18 protein-coding genes and 1 tRNA gene are annotated in these 19,053 nt (G+C 73.8%); 15 read left to right on the top strand and 4 right to left on the bottom strand.

Translation table 11 applies throughout. The annotated features are described in order from the left end of the window. The 8 genes from ACFV9Q_RS23970 to ACFV9Q_RS23935 all read left to right on the top strand — a co-directional run. On the top strand, positions 1–957 hold a 957-nt coding region (locus tag ACFV9Q_RS23970), incomplete at its 5' end, for an AAA family ATPase (protein WP_377236480.1). Then, positions 954–2,285, top strand: a complete 1,332-nt coding sequence (locus tag ACFV9Q_RS23965; RefSeq protein WP_377236479.1) for a hypothetical protein — start codon at positions 954–956, stop codon at positions 2,283–2,285. The genes ACFV9Q_RS23970 and ACFV9Q_RS23965, both read left to right, overlap by 4 nt. Further along, the gene (locus ACFV9Q_RS23960) at positions 2,282–3,319 is read left to right on the top strand and encodes a glutamate ABC transporter substrate-binding protein (protein ID WP_377236478.1); all 1,038 of its coding nucleotides are present in this window, start codon (positions 2,282–2,284) and stop codon (positions 3,317–3,319) included. The genes ACFV9Q_RS23965 and ACFV9Q_RS23960 overlap by 4 nt, the downstream gene beginning before the upstream one ends. Continuing rightward, positions 3,316–4,419 (top strand): hypothetical protein, encoded by a 1,104-nt coding sequence (locus ACFV9Q_RS23955; RefSeq protein ID WP_377236477.1) that lies wholly within the window; start codon positions 3,316–3,318, stop codon positions 4,417–4,419. The genes ACFV9Q_RS23960 and ACFV9Q_RS23955 overlap by 4 nt, the downstream gene beginning before the upstream one ends. Next, positions 4,416–6,725 carry a tetratricopeptide repeat protein gene (locus ACFV9Q_RS23950; RefSeq protein ID WP_377236476.1) on the top strand — a complete coding sequence of 770 codons (2,310 nt, stop codon included), beginning with the start codon at positions 4,416–4,418 and terminating at the stop codon, positions 6,723–6,725. The genes ACFV9Q_RS23955 and ACFV9Q_RS23950 overlap by 4 nt, the downstream gene beginning before the upstream one ends. A 43-nt stretch (positions 6,726–6,768) precedes the next feature. After that, positions 6,769–7,884 (top strand): protein phosphatase 2C domain-containing protein, encoded by a 1,116-nt coding sequence (locus tag ACFV9Q_RS23945; RefSeq protein WP_377231486.1) that lies wholly within the window; start codon positions 6,769–6,771, stop codon positions 7,882–7,884. A gap of 25 nt (positions 7,885–7,909) precedes the next feature. Further along, a complete protein-coding gene (locus tag ACFV9Q_RS23940) occupies positions 7,910–9,229 on the top strand; it encodes a VWA domain-containing protein (RefSeq protein ID WP_377236475.1) in 1,320 nt (439 codons plus the stop codon). After that, positions 9,226–10,185, top strand: a complete 960-nt coding sequence (locus ACFV9Q_RS23935; RefSeq protein ID WP_377236474.1) for an FHA domain-containing protein — start codon at positions 9,226–9,228, stop codon at positions 10,183–10,185. The genes ACFV9Q_RS23940 and ACFV9Q_RS23935 overlap by 4 nt, the downstream gene beginning before the upstream one ends. A 16-nt stretch (positions 10,186–10,201) precedes the next feature. On the opposite strand, the gene ACFV9Q_RS23930 is transcribed toward ACFV9Q_RS23935, so the two are convergent. Both ACFV9Q_RS23930 and ACFV9Q_RS23925 read right to left on the bottom strand, forming a co-directional pair. Next, the gene (locus tag ACFV9Q_RS23930) at positions 10,202–11,590 is read right to left on the bottom strand and encodes an MFS transporter (protein WP_377236473.1); all 1,389 of its coding nucleotides are present in this window, start codon (positions 11,588–11,590) and stop codon (positions 10,202–10,204) included. Beyond that, entirely contained in the window at positions 11,587–12,216 is a 630-nt protein-coding gene (locus ACFV9Q_RS23925) for an ArsR/SmtB family transcription factor (protein WP_377236472.1), read from the bottom strand. Before ACFV9Q_RS23925 ends, ACFV9Q_RS23930 begins: the two co-directional genes overlap by 4 nt. A gap of 207 nt (positions 12,217–12,423) precedes the next feature. Between ACFV9Q_RS23925 and ACFV9Q_RS23920 the strand changes: the two genes are divergently transcribed. From ACFV9Q_RS23920 to ACFV9Q_RS23905, 4 genes are all read left to right on the top strand, one after another. Further along, on the top strand, positions 12,424–12,603 hold the full coding sequence (locus ACFV9Q_RS23920; protein ID WP_377236471.1) for a hypothetical protein: 180 nt from the start codon (positions 12,424–12,426) through the stop codon (positions 12,601–12,603). A 311-nt stretch (positions 12,604–12,914) separates the two neighbouring features. Next, a complete protein-coding gene (locus ACFV9Q_RS23915) occupies positions 12,915–13,064 on the top strand; it encodes a hypothetical protein (protein ID WP_377231711.1) in 150 nt (49 codons plus the stop codon). Between the two features lie 360 nt (positions 13,065–13,424). Beyond that, positions 13,425–14,060 carry an oligoribonuclease gene (gene orn, locus ACFV9Q_RS23910; protein ID WP_377236470.1) on the top strand — a complete coding sequence of 212 codons (636 nt, stop codon included), beginning with the start codon at positions 13,425–13,427 and terminating at the stop codon, positions 14,058–14,060. 72 nt (positions 14,061–14,132) lie between these two features. Next, positions 14,133–14,208 (top strand) — tRNA-His (locus ACFV9Q_RS23905). Between the two features lie 81 nt (positions 14,209–14,289). Here ACFV9Q_RS23905 and ACFV9Q_RS23900 read toward each other — a convergent pair. Together ACFV9Q_RS23900 and ACFV9Q_RS23895 are read right to left on the bottom strand one after the other, a co-directional pair. Then, entirely contained in the window at positions 14,290–15,186 is an 897-nt protein-coding gene (locus ACFV9Q_RS23900) for a RimK family alpha-L-glutamate ligase (RefSeq protein WP_377231712.1), read from the bottom strand. Between the two features lie 49 nt (positions 15,187–15,235). After that, a complete protein-coding gene (locus ACFV9Q_RS23895; RefSeq protein ID WP_377236469.1) occupies positions 15,236–16,324 on the bottom strand; it encodes an ABC transporter ATP-binding protein in 1,089 nt (362 codons plus the stop codon). Positions 16,325–16,366: 42 nt separating this feature from the next. Between ACFV9Q_RS23895 and ACFV9Q_RS23890 the strand changes: the two genes are divergently transcribed. From ACFV9Q_RS23890 to ACFV9Q_RS23880, 3 genes are all read left to right on the top strand, one after another. Further along, positions 16,367–17,026, top strand: coding sequence for an ABC transporter permease (locus ACFV9Q_RS23890; protein ID WP_377231714.1), 660 nt, complete (start codon positions 16,367–16,369; stop codon positions 17,024–17,026). Beyond that, entirely contained in the window at positions 17,023–17,706 is a 684-nt protein-coding gene (locus ACFV9Q_RS23885) for an ABC transporter permease (protein WP_377231715.1), read from the top strand. The genes ACFV9Q_RS23890 and ACFV9Q_RS23885 overlap by 4 nt, the downstream gene beginning before the upstream one ends. Positions 17,707–17,866: 160 nt before the next feature. Next, complete coding sequence (locus ACFV9Q_RS23880; RefSeq protein WP_377236468.1) at positions 17,867–18,898, top strand: glycine betaine ABC transporter substrate-binding protein; 1,032 nt, start codon at positions 17,867–17,869, stop codon at positions 18,896–18,898. Positions 18,899–19,053: the final 155 nt, after the last annotated feature.

The raw sequence follows: 19,053 nt of genomic DNA, 5'->3' as shown, positions 1-19,053 counted from the left end.
GAGATACCGCGCCCGGATGTATCCCTTCCCGAAGTGGAGGGCCCCCTGGGGCCCGTGAACGCATCCGGGCGCGGTATCTCGGACCCCGCGGCCGCCCCAGCCACAGCACCGGAACCAGCAGAACCGCAGAAGACCCTGGAAGAGCTCCTCGCGGAGCTCGACCAGCTCATCGGCCTGGGCCGCGTCAAGGACGAGATCCACCGGCAGACCGAGCTGTTGCGCATCGAGCGCCTCCGCGCCGAGGCCGGTCTCACGTCCCCGACGCTCACCCGGCACCTCGTGTTCACCGGCAACCCCGGCACGGGCAAGACGACGGTGGGCCGGCTCGTCGCCGGGATCTACCGCGCGCTGGGCCTGCTGGACAAGGGCCACCTCGTGGAGGTGGACCGGTCCGAGCTGGTGGCGGGCTACCTGGGCCAGACCGCGGAGAAGACGACAGCGGTGGTGCAGCGCGCCCTGGGCGGCGTGCTGTTCATCGACGAGGCGTACGCGCTGGCCGAGGACCAGTACGGCCGCGAGGCGGTGGACACCCTGGTCAAGGACATGGAGGACCACCGCGACGACCTCGTGGTGATCGTGGCGGGCTACCCGGGCCCGATGGCCCGGTTCGTCGCCACGAACCCGGGCCTGGAGAGCCGGTTCTCGCGGACCATCACGTTCGAGGACTACTCCGCGGCCGAGCTGCGGCAGATCTTCGCGGCCATGGCGCAGGCCGCCGACTTCGAGCCGGAGCCCGGCACCCTCGACCGCTTCGACCGCCTCGTGGGGGACCAGGTGCGCGGCGAGGGCTTCGGCAACGGCCGCTGGGCACGCAACGTGCTCGACTCCGCGATCGCCCGGCACGCCTGGCGTCTGCGGGACGTTGAACGACCGACGGTGGACCAGCTGCGCACGCTGGTCCCGGAAGACCTGGAGGACGTCGTGGACATCGGGACAGACAGCGAGGCCACCCTGTGACGGCACCCCTGACCACCGCGGGCCCGCCCCGGACCGAGCCGGGCCAGGCGCCGGGCGACCCGGGCGAGGGCCCGGCGCGGACCTCCGTCCGGGACCGCCTCACCGCGGAGCTCGCGACCACCCCGGGCCGGCTGGCCCTGGCCACCGCCGTGGCCGTGGTGGCGTGCCTGCTGCTCGCGGCCACCGGGTTCCTGGCGGGCAGCAGCCAGTCGGCGGCGCTGCGGGACGCGCAGCGCGACGCCGCGCAGCTCGTCGGCACGCAGGAGCTGCGCAACGACCTGGTGTCGGCGGACGCGACGGCGACCAACGCGTTCCTCGTCGGCGGGCTGGAGCCCACGGAGGCCCGCGCGGCCTATGAGGCGAGCGTGTCGCAGGCCGCGGAGGCCGTGCCGGCGCTGGCCGCGACGGCGCAGGGGGCGGACGAGACCGCGGACCTGGCCACGGTGTCGGACTCGGTGCAGCGGTACGCGGGCCTGGTCGAGTCGGCCCGGGCGAACAACCGGCAGGGCTTCCCGGTCGGCGCGGCCTACCTGGACCAGGCGTCCTCCGCGCTGCGCGACGAGGTGCTGCCCACGCTCGACGACGTCGCGGTCTCGACGTCGTCGCGCGTGGACGACGACCTGACGTCCGTCTCCCTGAGCCAGGCGCTGCTGCTGTTCGTGCTGCTGGGCCTGGTGGCGCTGGCCGCCGTCCAGCTCTGGCTGGCGCGCCGCACCCATCGCCGGCTGAACCTGGGCCTGGCGGCCGCGAGCGCCGCCCTCCTGGTGGGCGGCATCGTGGCGACGGCCGCGGTGCTGGGCGGCAACGGCGTGGCCCGGTCGGTGGCGAGCGGCCCGTACGCGGCCACGGTCGCCACGTCGCAGGCCCTGTCGCTCGCGACGGACGCCAAGTCGATGGAGTCGTTCACGCTGATCAAGCGCGGTTCCGGCGCCGAGTTCGAGGAGTCCTACCAGACGTCGGTCGCCCAGGCCCGGGACCTGCTGACGGAGGCGCAGGACGCCTCGGACAGCGGCTCCGACCCGCTGGCCCTGCTGAACGCCTGGGACGAGAAGCACGCCGAGATCCGCGCGCTGGACGACGGCGGCAAGTGGGACGAGGCGGTCGACGCCGCGACGTCCACGGCCGACGACTCGGCGGGCGCCGCCTTCACCGCGTTCTCCGACCAGGCCCACGCCGACGTCGAGACCACGAGCACCGCCGCGGTGGACCGGCTCGGCTCCGCGGCGACCACCGCCCAGATCGCGGCCTGGGTCGCCCTCGTGCTCGGTGTCGCCGGCGCCGTCGCCGCGGCCGCCGGGATGAACGTCCGCCTGAAGGAGTACCGATGAGCACGCGCGCAGCCCGCAGACCGATCGTCACCGCCCTGGTGGCGCTGGCCCTGGTGGGCACGACGGCGGCGTGCGCGCCCCAGCCCACGACCCAGCTCCTGACGGGCGCGGCCGGGGCGGGCTCCTCCGCGCAGGAGTCCGTGCAGGGCTCCGCCCAGGACACGGCGCCGAAGGCAGCGGCGGGCGGGACGACGTCGGGCACGGCCACGGCCGCCGAGGACTGCAGCGACGGCCTGCCGCCCGTCGCGTCGATCGACCCGGGCGGCAGCCCGGAGGTGACGTCCGGCTCCACGATGGCCGAGATCCGCGATCGCGGCGTGCTCCGGGTGGGCGTCTCGGCGGACACCCTGCTCATGGGCTCGCGCAACCCGTTCACGGGCGACATCGAGGGCTTCGACATCGACGTGGCCCACCAGGTCGCCGACGCGATCCTGGGCGACCCGGACAAGATCCAGTACCGGGTCATCACGTCGGGCGACCGGGAGACCGTCCTGGAGGACGGCGACGTCGACATCGTGACGCGCGCGTTCACGATCAACTGCGACCGGTGGGAGAACATCGCGTTCTCGGCGGAGTACTACCACGCGGGGCAGAAGCTGCTGGTGCCGTCGACGTCGAAGGTGAAGAGCATCGACGACCTGGACGGGCAGCGCGTGTGCGCGCCCGAGGGCACCACGACCCTGGAGCGCCTGCAGCAGTGGGAGGGCGTCGAGGCGGTGCCCGCCGCCACACACACCACGTGCCTGGTCCTGTTCCAGCAGGGCGCGGTGGACGCCATCACCGGCGACGACACCGTCCTGGCGGGCTTCGCCGCCCAGGACCCGTACGCCAAGGTCGTGGGCGACGCCGTGAGCGACGAGCCGTACGGCGTGGGCATCCCCGCGGGCGACGCGGACATGGTGCGGTTCGTCAACGGCGTGCTGGAGGACATGGTCGCGGACGGGCAGTGGGAGGAGTCCTACGACCGCTGGCTGGGCGACGCGCTCGGCGCGGCCCCGGCCGCTCCCGAGCCCGTGTACGGACGGACGCCGTGAGCCGGACGCAGCGCGCGCCCGCGCCGCCGGGCGCCCTGGGGGTCGCGGCCGAGCCGGCCGCGCTCCTGGCCTACCTCTCCGACCTGCAGGTGTGGCTCGACGTGCGCCGCGCCGACCTGGACCGCCTCGACGCCGCGGCCCGGCAGTCCGGCGCGGACGCCGTCACGGCCGACGTGGTGCTCGCCCTGACCCTGTGGCAGGCCGTACGCACGCGCACGGACGAGCTGGTCGAGGTGTGGGACTCGGGCCGGGCGGACGCCGTCGCGCGCGAACGGATGTCGCAGCTCGTCTGGGGCCGCCTCGGCGGCGACCCCGCCACGTCGCTCCTCTCCCTGGTCGACGCCGCGCGCCTGTGCGACGCCCAGGCCGACCAGCTCGCCTCCCGGCTCTCGTTCGACCCGCACGCGGCCGACGTCACCGCCCGGTTCCGGGCGCTGGCGGCCGGGATCGTCCGGGCGGAGGACGCCGCGCGGGCCACGGCCGCGACCCAGGACGACGACGCCGTCGCCCGCCTGCGCGACCGGCACGCCCGGCTCAAGGCCGACGCCGCCCGCGGCGCCGACGTCACGGGCCCCCTCGGCGCGCTGGAGGACGAGGTCGCGCGCACCGAGCGGGACCTGATCGTGCACGCCGCCCGGAGCCGGTCGCTCGCCAAGGACCGGCAGCGCGCCGTCGAGCTGCGCGCCGCGCTGGCCGACCGGGCGCCCCGGCTCGCGAAGGTCGCCGAGCGCTGCCGCCGGGAGATCACCGACCCGCCGCGGCTCGCGATCCCGGACGTGCACCGCCTCGGCGAGGTCCCGGACGAGCAGGACCGGCTCACCACCTACGTCCAGCGGCTCGGCGCCGTCGAACGCGCCATGGAACAGGTCGAGGACGCCTACACCGCACCGCTGCGGGAGCGCGCCGAGCTGCGCTACCGCGTGAAGAACCTGATGACGAAGGCCCAGGGCAACGGGCGGGCGTCGTCCTACACCGTGAAGGCGGGCGAGGACGAGGTGCGCGAGACGCTCGACGCGACCCCCTGCGACCTGGCCCTGGCCCGGCACTTCACCGAGCAGCTCGAGACGCTCGTGCGCGATCTCCCGGAGGGACACCGATGACTGAACAGGCCTGCGCCGAGCCGGGCTGCACCGGCACCATCGAGGACGGCTACTGCAACGTGTGCGGTACACCGGCCGGCGGCAACCCGGACGGCGACGCGCTCGCCGCCGTCGCGGCGTCCTGGGCCGACGACGACCTCGACGCGGCGACCGTCCGCGCCTCGGGGTCCGCGCCGAGCGGCATGGCCGCGCCCGGCGGCATGGCCGAGCCGTCGACCGGGCGCACCAGCTCGTCCCGCCTCGCCTCCACCGCCCTGGGCTCGGCCCGCGTGACGGGCGGCACCCGGCAGACCCGCCGGGTCGGCACCGGGTCCACGCGACTGCGCGGGCACCGGCTCGGGGCCGGCCTGACCACCGTGCCGCACACGCCCGTGGCCGACCCGCTGCAGGCCGTCATGGCGACGCCCGAGCTCGCCGAGTCCAAGCGGTACTGCCCCACGTGCGGGCAGCCGGTCGGCCGCGCCCGGGACGGCGTGCCCGGCCGCATCGCCGGGTTCTGCGGCCACTGCGGCGCGCGGTACGACTTCGCCCCCGCCCTGAAGGCCGGCGACCTCGTGGCCCGGCAGTACGAGGTGGTGGGCTGCCTCGCGCACGGCGGGCTCGGCTGGATCTACCTGGCCCGGGACCGCAACGTCAGCGGCCGCTGGGTGGTGCTCAAGGGCCTGCTCAACGCGGGCGACACCGAGGCGTACGAGGCCGCGGTCGCCGAGCGCCAGTTCCTGGCCGAGGTCGAGCACCCGCTGATCGTCGAGATCTTCAACTTCGTGCTCCACGAGGGCCTCGGCTACACCGTCATGGAGTTCGTGGGCGGCCGGTCGCTCAAGGACGTGCTCAAGGACCGCCGCGAGCAGGACGGCGGGCAGCCCCGCCCGCTGCCCGTGGACCAGGCCATCGCCTACATCCTCGAGGTGCTGCCCGCGTTCAGCTACCTGCACGACCACGACCTGCTGTACTGCGACTTCAAGCCGGACAACATCATCGCCCAGGGCGACGGCGTCAAGCTGATCGACATGGGCGGCGTGCGCCGCACCGACGACCTGACGTCGGCCATCTACGGCACCGTCGGCTACCAGGCGCCCGAGGTGCCGGAGGTCGGGCCGTCCGTGGCGTCCGACATCTTCACGCTCGGCCGCACCCTGGCGTCCCTCGTGCTGGACTTCCGCGGCAACACCACCGTCTACCAGGCGTCGTTCCCGCCCGTGGCCGACACCCCCGTCTTCCAGAAGTACGACTCGTTCTACCGCTGGCTCGCCAAGGCGTGCGCTCCCGACCCCGCCGACCGGTTCGGCACCGTGGACGAGGCCCGGGTCCAGCTCCTGGGCGTGCTGCGCGAGGTGGTCGCCACCGACAAGGGGCCCGGGTACACCGCGACGACGTCGGCCGAGTCCCTGCTGTTCGGCGTGCCGCCGCTCGACGGCGCCGACGGCGCCCTCGACTGGAACGAGCTGCCGCTCCTGAAGGTCGACTCCGCCGACCCGATGGCGTCCTGGCTGGCCGGCGTCAACGTCGCCGACCCCGTCGAGCGCATCAAGGCGCTGGCCGACCCCGACGAGCACACCGTGGAGGTGCGCCTCGCCGTCGCCCGCGCCGCGATCGAGGCGCACGACGACGCGCTGCTGCGCACCACCGTGGCGCAGATCCTGGAGGACGACGCGTGGGAGTGGCGCGCCGCCTGGATGGAGGGCCTCGGGCACCTTGCGTCCGGCAACGCCGCCGCGGCCCGCGCGTCGTTCAACGCCGTCTACGGGCAGGTGCCCGGCGAGCCGGCGCCCAAGCTCGCGCTCGCCACCTCGTGCGAGCTCTCGGGCGAGCCCGGGGTCGCCGAGCAGCTCTACGGCACGATCGCCCGGGCCGACGCCAACTACACCGGCGCCGCCGCGTTCGGCCTCGCCCGTGTGCGGAACGGCGGCGGCGACCTCGACGGCGCCCTGGGGGCCCTCGAGCTGGTGGGCCCCACGCGCGGGTCCTTCTCCGACGCCCGCCTCCAGCGGGCCCGGCTCCTCGTCTCCGCGCACCGCACGCTGCTCGACCTGGCCGACGCCGTCGCCGGCCTCGACGCCGCCCACATCCCCGACCGGCCCAAGGCCCAGGTCACCGTCGAGGCCCTCGACGAGGCGCTCGACATCGTGCTGCGCGACGGGCCCGTCCCGACCGTGCGCGTCGCCGGCGTCAGCGCCGAGGAGCACGAGCTGCGCGACCGCCTGGAGCTCGCCCTGCGCAACCTCGCCCACCTCACCGACGAGCGCTCGGAGCGCGTCGCGCTCGTGGACCGGGCAAACTCCGTACGGCAGTGGACGTGGCGATGATGGGGGCAGGAGCCCTGACGAACGCAAGGAGATCGACCGACACATGAGCGCCGACGACAGTGTCCTCGTCCGTTGCCCGAGCTGCGGGGAGAGCGCGGCGCCCCGCGCCAGGTTCTGCGAGAACTGCGGCACCTCGCTGGGCGCCGTCGCCGACGACCCGTCCCTGCCGTCCGAGGTGACCCTCGACGTGGCCCCCACCGTGCTGGACCTCGACCCGGCGACGGGCGAGGCCGGGCGGCGCAAGTGCGCCGCCTGCGGCGGCCAGATCGCCGACGACGGCTACTGCGCCGACTGCGGCGCCCCCGGCCAGTCCGAGCGCGACCACTTCGAGGAGCGCCCGGCCGCCTGGGTGGCCGGCGTCTGCGACCGGGGCATCCGGCACGCCCGCAACGAGGACGCGATGGCGCTGGCGGCGAGCAGCACCTTCGCCGCGCTCGTGGTGTGCGACGGCGTCTCCAGCGCCCCGGACTCCGACGTCGCCTCGCTCGCCGCGAGCCGCGCCGCCCGGGACGTGCTCGTGGCCTACGGGCCCGAGGGGTCCAGCTCGGTCGCGGGCGCCACCAGCCGGCGCATCGCCGGCTGGACCGACGCCATGGTCGCGGCGTCGCGCGCCGCCGGCCAGGCGGTGCGGGGCGCGGCGGAGCAGCTCGCCGCGACGAAGGGGACGAACGTGGCGGACGACCCGCCGTCGTGCACCTTCGTGGCCGCCGTCGTGGACCACGACCTGATCGTCGCCGGGTGGCTGGGCGACTCGCGCGTGTACTGGCTGCCGGACGCCGGGCCGGCCGAGCAGCTCAGCGTCGACGACTCGTGGGCGCAGGAGATGATCGCGGCGGGCGTGCCGCGCGCCCAGGCGGAGACGTCGCCCCAGGCGCACGCCATCACGCGCTGGCTCGGCCCCGACGCCCCCGACACCGACGCGCGGTGCGCCGCGACCGTCCCGTCCGGGCCCGGCTGGCTGCTGGTCTGCTCGGACGGCCTGTGGAACTACTGCTCCGACGCGCACCAGATGGGCGAGCTCGTGCGCAGGTTCGCCGGCTGCGGCGAGCCCCACGCCGCGGCGGCGGCGCTGGTCCGCTGGGCCAACGCCCAGGGCGGGCGGGACAACATCACCGCCGCGCTCGCCCGGATCGACCCGACTGTCACCGAGCAGCGTTAGCCTGCCGTAACCGAGAGGAGCCACCGTGGCCGAGTTCTCCGCCGAGGTCTTCCAGAACGAGTTCCTGTCCGACGGCGGCACCGACGTGCACGCCATCGTGTCCGTGACCTGCACCGGCGCCGGTACGGCCGGGGCCGTCGGCGTCGCCCCGGGCGCGAGCGCCACCGCGGACGCCGGCGGCACGGGGCAGGTCGCCGAGATCGTCGCCGTCGACACGTCCGGGTCCATGCAGGGCCGCAACATGGAGGCCGCCAAGCACGCCGCCGCCGTCGCCGTGGACCAGATCCCGGACGGCACGCTGTTCGCGATCATCGGCGGGTCGCACGTGGCCACCCGGATCTTCCCCTACCCCAACGCCCGCGTGCCGATGGTGGCCATGGAGCCCGGCGCCCGCGCCGAGGCCAAGCGCGCCATCTCCACGATGTCGGCCAGCGGCGGCACGGCCATCTCGACGTGGCTGCGGCTCGCGGACGACCTGTTCGCCACGGTCCCGGCGGCGCAGAAGCACCTGATCCTGCTGACCGACGGCAAGAACGAGTCCGAGCCGTCGATGCACCTGGACAGGATGATCGAGGACGTCACGGGCCACTTCCAGTGCGACGCCCGCGGCGTGGGCGACCGCTGGGTGGTCGGGGAGCTGCGCAAGATCTCGACGGCGCTGCTCGGCACCGTCGACCTCATCGCGCGGCCGGAGGACATCGCCGAGGACTTCGCGGCCCTGGTGCGCAAGTCCATGGCGCGCGGCGTGGCCTCGGTGGACCTGCGGGTGTGGGCGCCGCAGGGGTCGCAGGTCCTGTTCGTCAAGCAGGTGGCCCCCGAGGTGGACGACCTGACGAGCCGTCGTACCGAGGTGAACCCGCTGACCAGCGGGTTCCCGACCGGCGCGTGGGCCGACGAGACCCGCGACTACCACGTGGCCGTGCGCGTGGCGGCCAAGCCCGTGGGCTCGGAGCAGCTAGCGGCGCGGGTCCAGGTCGCGGTGGGCGGCGAGGTGCAGGCGTCGGGCCTGGTCAAGGCCAAGTGGTCGGACGACTCCACGCTCACCGCCCGGATCAGCCCCGAGGTGGCGCACTACACGGGCCAGGCCGAGCTCGCCTCGGCCATCCAGGAGGGCCTGGCGGCCAAGGCCGCCGGCGACGAGGCGACGGCGACCGTGAAGCTCGGCCGGGCTGTGCAGCTCGCCGCCGAGACCGGCAACGACGAGGCCACGTCGCGCCTGCGCAAGATCGTCGAGGTCGAGAACGAGGAGGAGGGCACCGTGCGGCTCAAGCGCAACACCGCCAAGCTGGACGAGATGGCACTCGACACCGCCTCCACCAAGACGACCCGGGTCCGGCGCGCATGACCGTCGTCTGTCCGGAGGGACACACCAGCCAGGCCACGGACTACTGCGACGTCTGCGGCACCCCGATCCCCGCGGGCGCCGGCGCCGCGTCGTCCGGCGGGTCCGCCGCACCCGGGAGCGTCGCGACCGGCACGGGCGCGTCCGGTGGTGCGCCCGCAGCGCCCGCCGAGGGCTCCGCGGGCCCCGTGACCTGCCCGAACTGCGGCGACGTGTCCCCGGCCGACTCCCTGTTCTGCGAGAACTGCGGGTACGACTTCACCACCGGCACGCCGGCTCCGCCGCCCCCGCCGACGTCCGGCCTGGACCTCGGCGACCTGGACGCCACGCAGCCCGCGATCGGTTCCGTGGCGGGGGCCGGCGCGGCGTCGGCGGGCTCGGCGCCGGTGCCGGTCGGGACGCCGTCGGGCGAGCCGGCCGGGTCGGCATCCGTGGCCTCGGCGCCGGTGTCGGCCGGAGTGCCCGGGCCGGCCGGGGCGCCGGCGTCCGCCGGAGTGCCCGCCCCCGCGCCGTCGCCGGACGGCGGCGGCCTGGCCGCGCCGCCCGTCCCGGGCGACGAGGCCTGGGTGGCCGAGATCTGGGTGGACCCCGACTGGTACGCGCACGAGCGGCCGGAGGACCCGATGCCGTCCGCGGGCCTGCCCGGCCTCGTCACGCTGCGGCAGCGCAGCCTGCTGGTCGGGCGGCCGTCGAGGTCGCGCGGCATCCACCCGGACATCGACTGCGGCAGCGATCCCGGGGTGTCCCGGCGGCACTGCCAGCTCACGACCGACGGCCAGCGCTGGTGGGTCGAGGATCTCGGCTCGTCGAACGGGACCTTCGTGGCGGCGGCGGGCGACCCGCTGCCGGACAGCCCCCTGAACCAGGGGGTGCGCCGCGAGATCGAGGAGAACGACCGGGTCTTCCTCGGCGCGTGGACCCGCCTGGTGATCCGCAAGGCTCTCCCGGGCGAGGCCTGACCGGGGTGTCAGACCCTCAGGTCACTTGGGTGACCTGACGGTCTGACACGTCGGGGTCGGGCGTGCGGCGCAGGCGCAGGGCGGCCAGCCCCGCGCCGACCACCACGATCACGTTCGCGAGGACCAGCAGCCGGTAGTCCACGAACGCGAGCAGCCCCGCGCCGAGTGCGGTCACCACGGTGCCCGGCAGGTTGCCGACCAGGTGCCCGGCGGCGGCGACCCGGCCCTGGAGCCGTTCCGGGGTCCGGACCTGGCGCTCCGTGACCCACGCGATGATCGCGGACGTCACCCCGAAGCCGAGCAGCGCCTGAGCCACGATCGCGGGGACCACCCAGCTGAACATGAGCGGCACGAGGGCCACGCCCCCGGCGAGGATCCCGATGGCGTAGACCCGCGGCCGGCCGTACCGCAGCATGAGGCGCGGCGTGACCGCCCCGGCGACGAACCCCGTCACCCCCTGCAGCACCGTGACCGGGCCGAGCCAGGCCGCGGGCAGCCCCAGGCCGTCGAGCACGGCGAAGGAGACGGCGTTCACGAGGCCGACCGACGCGAACACGATCAGGGCGTTCCAGGTCATCCCGCCGAGCGGCTGGGTGCCGAACAGGTGGCGGAACCCGGCCGTCGTCGCCGCGAGGTACGACTCGCCCGGCTCGCCCTCGAACCGCGACTCGGTGACCCGCACGAGGCCGAGCACGACCGCCGCGCCCACGAACCCCGCGACGGCCACCGCGACCAGCGGCACCACGCCCACCAGGGCGTAGACCGCGGCGCCGACCAGCGGCAGGGCCACACGGAACACCTGGTCGATCATCGACAGGCGCCCGTTGGCGTGGCCGAGGGCCTCGTTGGGCAGGAGGTCCTTGAGGATGCCCGACTGGCAGGCGCCCGTGACGTACGCGACCGCCGAGTACACCAGCGTGGCCGCGAAGACGATCCAGACCTGGTCCGCCCGGGTCACCCAGAACAGCGGCACCAGCCCGAGCGCGCCCACCACGTAGGCGACCACGAGCATGCGCCGCCGGGACACCCGGTCCGCCAGGTACCCCAGGAACGGCGAGGCGAGCGCGGGCAGGCCCAGCAGGGCGAACGTCAGACCGCCGAGCGCGGCGCTGCCGGTCAGGTCCGCGACCCAGACCGCCATGAGCAGCGTGAGCAGCGAGTCCGCCACGTTCGCGAGCGTCCAGCCCACCACGAGGGTCCGGAAGAGCGGCGTCCGCAGGTACCGGGCGGGGTCGGCGGGCAACGGCTGCCCGACGGCGGACGGGTCGCCCGGGGCGGCGCGGTCGTCCGGCACGGTGCTGGCGTCCGGCACGGTGCTGGCGTCCGGCACGGTGCCGTCGTCCGGCACGGCGCCGCCACCCGGCACGGCGCCGTCGTCCGGGGCGGTCGGCTTGACGGTGGTCATGCGTCCTCGCCCTCCGGCTCCGGGATCTCGGCCCAGACCGCGCCGAACAGGTGGGCGCGGCGCGCGCCCTCCGGGCGCTTGCCCGGGTCCACCGCGCGGCCGCGGAACGGCGCGGTGATCTCCTCCAGCTGCCGGGACAGGTCGTCGAGCTCGTCGCGCGTCGCCCAGAACTCCTGGGCGGTCTGGGTGCTGGCGTACACCCAGGACGGGTCGTCCCGGTCCGCGTCGGCGAGCCAGCGCTGCAGGGCGGCGAACTGCTCGGCCACGAACATGCTGCCGAACGCCTGCGCGGCGGGCCACGCCTCCGGGTCGGCAAGGTTGGGTCGCACGCTGAACCCCCTGCTCACGGCTCGCCACGGGCGCTCCTTGCCGTGCGCCTCGGCCCGTTCGACGTGCCCGTACTTCTCGAGCTGACGCAGGTGGAAGGAGCAGCTCGCCACCGACTCGCCCGTGCGCTCGGCGCACTGGGTGGCGGTGAGCTCCACCCCGGGACGGAACAGGCCGAGCAGCCGGATGCGCAGCGGGTGCGTCATCGCCTTGATGGCATCGGTCTGCGAGATGACGGTGTCCTCCGGCGGCGTCGGCCGCGTGAACCCCTGGGTCTCTGGCTGTTTCTGCTCGGGCATGCGCCGAGCGTAGGACGCTAAAGAGAACTTGCGCAAGGAATCTTTAGCGACTTCGCCCGAATAAAGCCGTGCGCCGCACCGCCGTCTCCTGGGAGGCTCAAGGCACACCGCGGTGACGTCCGTCCGGTCCCATACCGGGCGGTGGACAGGGTCCGGCCAGACCCTCTGTCGGGAGACCGGCAATCCAGCGTCACGAAAGGCACTCACGTGCACACCGAGTACGAGCTGGCGCAGACCCTTCACCGGGAGCGCCTCCAGGACGCCGAGGAACACCGGCGTTCACGCAGGCTCCGCGAGGAGCAGAAGCGACGCCGGGCCGAGGCCCGCGCCGCACACCGGAACGACCACCGCGCACCGGCACCCGCCCTGCGCGTGCGGTCCGCATGACCCGTACGGCGTCCGCCGGAGCTCCTCCGGCGACCGACGCCTCCGACATCCCGAAGCAGAGCGTGTGCCCGGCACACGCTCTGCTTCGCTGTTTGTGCGGGCATGGCCCCGCGTAGCGGCCGCGAGACGGCTCGGCACGCCCGCTGACCTGCGACAGGGTGCTGCACGTCACCCCTGTCCGCCTTGCGCGGCATTTCCGGAATCTGGGATGATGTAACACGACGGAAACACTGAGGAGCACCGACCGCGACCCGGCCGGAGCACGCCCGCTGCGACCGCCACCTCTCCCCACCCCTGGAAGGACCACGGACATGCATGCCCAGACCGCCTACTACATCGGCCGCGCACAGGTCGCCGAGATCGCCCGCCGCGCAGAGGTCGCCGGTGCCCAGGAGCGCGCTCTGCGGGAGCGCCCCGAGCGCCGCACGGCCAAGCGCGCCAAGCGGCTCCGCCTGATCTGACCGGCTGAACCGGACTGACCGGCCGAACCTGTCCGACCGGCTGACCCGGTCCGACCGGCGCCGCCGGCCGGCCGATCCGCCGAGCAACAGCACTCCGACCGCCGTCGGACACCCTGGGCCCTTCCCCGAGCGACCTCGTCGCCTCGCGGAAGGGCCTTCGTGCACCTGGCCGGCCCACACACTCACGACGTCGGCACCTTGCATCGAGGTCGGCACAGGCCTGTGCCGACCTCGACGCAGAGTGCCGACCTCGCAGGAACGTGCCGACGTCGAGCAGCACAGCCCGGCACGACCCGGCCCCGGGCCCCCGTACCGCACCCAGCGGAACACCCCCGCCGCCGGACGGAATAGGCTAGGTCGGTGAGCCTTCCCAACCCCAACGAGCGCATCGTCTGGATCGACTGCGAGATGACCGGCCTCGACCTGCGCGCCGACGCGCTGATCGAGGTCGCCGCGATCGTCACCGACTCCGATCTCAACGTCCTGGGCACCGGTGTCGATGTCCTCGTCAAACCTCCGGCCGAGGCGCTGGCGCAGATGAACGACTTCGTCCGCACCATGCACACCACGTCCGGCCTGCTCGAGGAGCTCGACGAGGGGCTGACCCTCGAGGAGGCCCAGGCGCAGATCCTGGCCTACATCCGCGAGTGGGTGCCCGAGCCGGGCAAGGCTCCGCTGGCCGGCAACTCCGTCGGCACGGACAAGTCGTTCCTCGACCTGCACATGCCCGAGCTGGTCGAGTACCTGCACTACCGGATCATCGACGTGTCGTCGATCAAGGAGCTCTCGCGCCGCTGGTACCCGCGCGTCTACTTCGCCTCCCCCAAGAAGGACGGCGGGCACCGCGCGCTGGCCGACATCCTGGAGTCGATCGACGAGCTGCGCTACTACCGCGAGGTCCTGTTCCCCGCGCAGCCCGGCCCAGACACGGCGACCGCTCGCGCCGCCGCCGCGAGCGTCGCCGAGACGTCCGTCACGAAGCAGCTCGCTCCGTAGATTTGAGTTCGGTTCGTGGCCGCTGACCATGTATGCTTTTCGACGGTCGCCGGTCCAGGATCGGCGAGCATGGTGGGCGTAGCTCAGCTGGTAGAGCATCGCGTTGTGGTCGCGAGGGCCGCGGGTTCAAGTCCCGTCGCTCACCCCATGCAAAGGGCCCCCCGCTTCGGCGAGGGGCCCTTTCGCGTTGCCGGACGACGCCGGCTGCCCGACGTCGTCGGCGCCGCGGTCAGCCCAGCAGCTTCACCACGGCGTCGGCGAGCTTGCCCTCGACGCCCGTGCCGTACTTCATCCAGAGCGACGGCTCGGTGAGCTCCAGCTCGATGACCATGGGCACGCCGTCGTCGCCCGAGACGAGGTCCACGCGGGCGTAGGTGAGGTCCGCGCCCGTGGCCGCGCGCGCCACGTCGAGCGCCCGCCGGGCCACCTCGATCTGGTCGGGCGTGGCCTCGAACGACGCCATCTCCTCCCGCGCGTACAGCTCGCCCGAGTCCTCGGCCGGCCCGGTGAGCAGCGCGTTCTTCCGGACGGCGTGGGTGAGCTCGCCGTCGATGAAGACGAGGCAGGTCTCGCCCGTGGTGTCCACGGAGGTGACGTAGGGCTGGATCATGACCCAGCGGCCGTCGTCGAGCAGCCGGGTGGCGTGCGCGATCGCCTTGCCGCGCGACTGCGCGGACACCGGCTGGTAGCGGCCTGTGTTCTGGGCGCCGGCGCTGACGACGGGCTTGACCACGAAGTCGCCGAACGCGGGCATGCGGGTGTGCACGGCACGCTTGGACAGGTGCCGCTGCGGGTCGAGCCAGATCGTGGGGATCACCGGGACACCCGCGGCCTCGAGCTCGCGCAGGTACCGCTTGTCGGTGTTCCACTCGATGACGTCGGCGCCGTTGGCCACCTTGGGCAGCGAGCGCGCCCACGCGAGGAACTCGTCGTGGCGGGGCGAGTAGTCCCAGGTGGAGCGGACCAGCACGAGGTCGTAGGCCTGCCAGTCGACCGCCGGGCTGTCCCACACGGCGGGTTCGGCCGTCACGCCACGCTCGGCGAGCGCGGCGATCAGCGGCACGTCGTCCTTGTCGAGGTCGGGCAGCTGGGAACAGGTCGCAAGGGCTACGCGTGCGTTGGTCACGCCCCGAGACTATCGGGGCAGGTTCCCGGGGTCCCGGTCTGGGCGCAGGTCAGGACGCGGCGTCGGTCACAGCGGCGTCCTCGGTGTCCGCCGCCGTACCGGTCACCTCGCCGTCCGCCTCGCCCGAGGCCGCGTCCGACGCCGTCCCCGCCGCCGCGTCCGCCGCCCGGCGCAGCGCGCCGAGGATCCCGTCCGCGGTCAGCGAGCCGACGAGCTCGCCCGACTCCCCCACCACGGGCACGCGCCCCATGGCCGACGCCGGCAGCGCGGCCACCGCCTCGAACGCGTCGGTCAGGCGCGCGCCCAGCCGCACGGGCGCGGGGGCGGGCTCGACGATCCGGTCCACGCCCTCCAGGTCTGCCGTCTGCACCTCGGCGAGCGACAGCATGCGCGAGGCCGCGCCGTCGCCGATGAAGTCGCGCACCCGCTCCGACGCCGGGTGGGCCAGCACCGCGAGCGGGCTCGCCACCTGCTCCAGCTTGCCGCCGCGGGACAGGACGGCGATCCGGTCGCCCAGGCGCGCCGCCTCGTCGATGTCGTGCGTCACGAGGATCACCGTGGTGCCGGTCTCCTGCTGGATCCGCTGGAACTCGGTCTGCAGGTGGCGCCGGAACTCCGGGTCGACGGCGCCGAACGGCTCGTCCATCAGCAGCACCGGCGGGTCGGTCGCGAGCGCCCGGGCCACGCCGATGCGCTGGCGCTCACCGCCGGACAGCTCGTGCGGGTACCGCTTCGCGTAGGTGGCGGCAGGCAGGCCCACGAGGTCCAGGAGCTCGGCCACGCGCGCCCGGGTGCGCCGGCGGTCCCAGCCGAGCAGGCCGGGCACGGTGGCGATGTTCGCCTCGACGGTGCGGTGCGGGAAGAGCCCCACGTTCTGGATCACGTAGCCGATGCGGCGGCGCAGGGCCACGGGGTCGCTGGTCGTCACGTCCTCGCCGTCGAGCAGGATGCGACCCGATGTCGGCTCCACCAGCCGGTTGACCATGCGGAGGGTGGTGGACTTGCCGCAGCCCGAGGGCCCCACCAGCGCGAGCACCTCGTGCTCGTGCACGGAGAGGCTCAGTCCTTCGACGGCGACGGTGCCGCTGCCGAAGGTCTTGCGGACGGTGTCCAGCTCGATCACGGTGCGTGAGGCCATGTGCTCGAACCTACCGGGTGAAGAGCACGATAGGTTCTGAACATGCCCGGCAACCCGTGGTTCTCCTGGTCGTACGTGGTCGACAACGCGGCTGTGATCTGGCAGCGCACCGTCGAGCACGCCGGCCTGACGATCGAGGCCGTCGCGATCTCGGCGGCCATCGCCATCCCGCTTGGCGCGCTGATCTCCCGGTCCCGGTGGCTGGCCGGTCCGGTGCTCGGCACCGCGGCCGTGCTGTACACCGTGCCGTCGCTGGCGCTGTTCGCGATCCTCGCCCCGCTGCTCGGCATCGGCCGCACGCCCGTGCTGGTGGGCCTGGTGGTCTACGCGCTGCTCATCATCCTGCGCAACACCGTGGCCGGGCTGTCCACCGTGGACCCCGCCGTCACCGACGCCGCCCGCGGCCTGGGCTACGGGCCGGGCCGCCTGCTGGTCCAGGTGGCCATGCCGAGCGCCATGCCGAGCATCATCGCCGGGCTGCGGCTGGCCACGGTGTCCACCGTCGCGCTGGTGACCGTGGGTGTCGTGGTGGGGTACGGCGGGCTCGGCCAGCTCATGTTCCAGGGCTTCCGCAACAACTTCTACCGGGCCGAGATCATGACGGCCACGCTCGCGACCATCCTGCTGGCCCTCGTGCTCGACCTCGTGCTCTGGGCCGTCGGCAGAGCCCTGACCCCCTGGCTGCGCGGGAGGACCGCATGAGCGCCCCGACCGGAGTCGTCCAGCAGGCCATCGTCTGGCTCAACGACCCCCTGACCTGGACCGAGCCCGGCGGCATCCTCGAGCTCGCGGGCGAGCACCTGGCGATGACGGCGATCGCCGTGGCCATCGCCGCCGCCGTCGCCATCCCCGCCGGCGCCTGGCTGGGCCACAGCGGCCGGGGCGCGGGCACGGTCGTGTGGCTGACCAACGCCTCGCGGGCGCTGCCGACCCTCGGCATCATCCTGCTGCTCGCCGCCGGCGGCCTGTTCGGGAACACCGCCACCGTCATCGCCGCCGCCTTCTTCGCGGTGCCGGTGCTGCTGGTCAACACCTACGAGGGGGTGCGCGGCGCCGACCCCGACGCCAAGGACGCCGCCCGCGGCATGGGCATGAGCGACGGGCGCATCCTGCTGCAGGTCGAGCTGCCGCTCGCGACCACGCTGGTCGCCGCGGGCCTGCGCGTCACGATCGTGCAGGTCGTGGCCACGATCCCGCTGGCGGCGCTGGCCGGCGGCGGCGGCCTGGGCCAGATCATCGCGTTCGGCATGGGCACGCAGCGGTACGGCGAGGTGCTCGCCGGCGGCGTGGTCGTCGCCGGGCTCTGCCTGCTGATCGACGCCGTGCTCGCCGTCGGGCAACGCCTCGCCACCCCGGCCCCGCTCCGGGTCCGTGCCGCCTGACGCGGCCTCGCCCCGGGAATAACTGCCCGGGGTGCCCGACCAAATGTAACGACATTCTCACGAGGGGGTTTATCCCTTGCCATCGACCGCCGACCGAGGTCGAATGGGACGGATCGAAGCCGTAGAACAGTTGTACGCCACCCACGTTCGGAGACATTCGATGAAGTTCCCCCGTACGCATCTGTCCTTGCCGCGCGCGCTCGGCGCCGCGGCCGCCGTCGTCTCCCTCGCGTTCCTGACCGCCTGTGGCGCACCGGGTTCCTCCGGCGGAGGTGGCGGCAGCACCTCGACCGGCGGCAGCAGCCTCGCCGCGTGCGAGGCCGTCCCGGGCGACGAGCTGGTCGTGCTCCAGGACGACAAGCAGCTCCAGACCGTCGACAACATCATCCCGGCGGTCAACGCGGCGGCCGTGGAGGGCGACGACACGCTCATCCCGCTGCTCGACTCCGTGTCCGCCGCCCTCGACACCGACACCCTCATCGGCCTGAACAAGGCCGTGGACGTCGACCGCCGCACCTCCAAGGAGGTCGCCGAGGAGTTCGTGGCCGACGCCGGCCTGGACAACCCCGAGCAGAGCGGCAGCGGCAAGATCGTCGTCGGCGCCGCCGACTTCGCCGAGAGCGCCACGCTCGGCACCATCTACGCGACGGTGCTCAACGCCGCCGGGTACGACGCCGAGGTGACCACCATCGGCAACCGTGAGGCCTACCTCCCCGCGCTGGAGGACGGCAAGCAGGTCCAGGTGATCCCCGAGTACGTGGGCACCCTGACCGAGTTCATCAACAAGGACGTCAACGGGGCCGACGCCGAGCCGGTCGCGAGCAGCGACCTCGACGCGACCGTCGAGGGTCTGACCGGTCTGGGCGAGCAGGTGGGCCTCGTGTTCGGCGAGCCCTCCCCCGCGCAGGACCAGAACGCCTTCGCCGTGACCAAGGCCTTCGCGGACGAGAACGGCCTCGCCACGCTCAGCGACCTCGCCGAGGCCTGCGGCGGCCTGGTGCTCGGCGGCCCGCCGGAGTGCACGGAGCGCCCGTTCTGCCAGCCGGGTCTCGAGGAGACCTACGGCCTGGAGTTCGCGGAGTTCCGCTCGCTCGACGCCGGCGGCCCGCTGACCAAGTCGGCCCTGCAGCAGGGCGAGGTCACCCTCGGCCTGGTCTTCAGCTCGGACGGCTCGCTCACCCCGACGTCGTGATCTGACCGCCCGGCCCCGTCGAGGGCCGCCGCGGACTCACTCACCTTTGAGGCCCGGGTTTCTTTTCCTTTGGCCCTTCCCGAGGCGAAAAACCCGGGCCCCCAAAACGAGGTGGAGAAAGGGTCAGTTTTGCGGGGGTGGGTTTGGCTAGGGTT

The organism is Promicromonospora sp. NPDC059942 (assembly GCF_042731755.1).
Lineage (GTDB): Bacteria > Actinomycetota > Actinomycetes > Actinomycetales > Cellulomonadaceae > Promicromonospora.
Note: the sequence above shows the minus strand (reverse complement) of the source record. Positions and strands in the feature narration are given on the sequence as shown.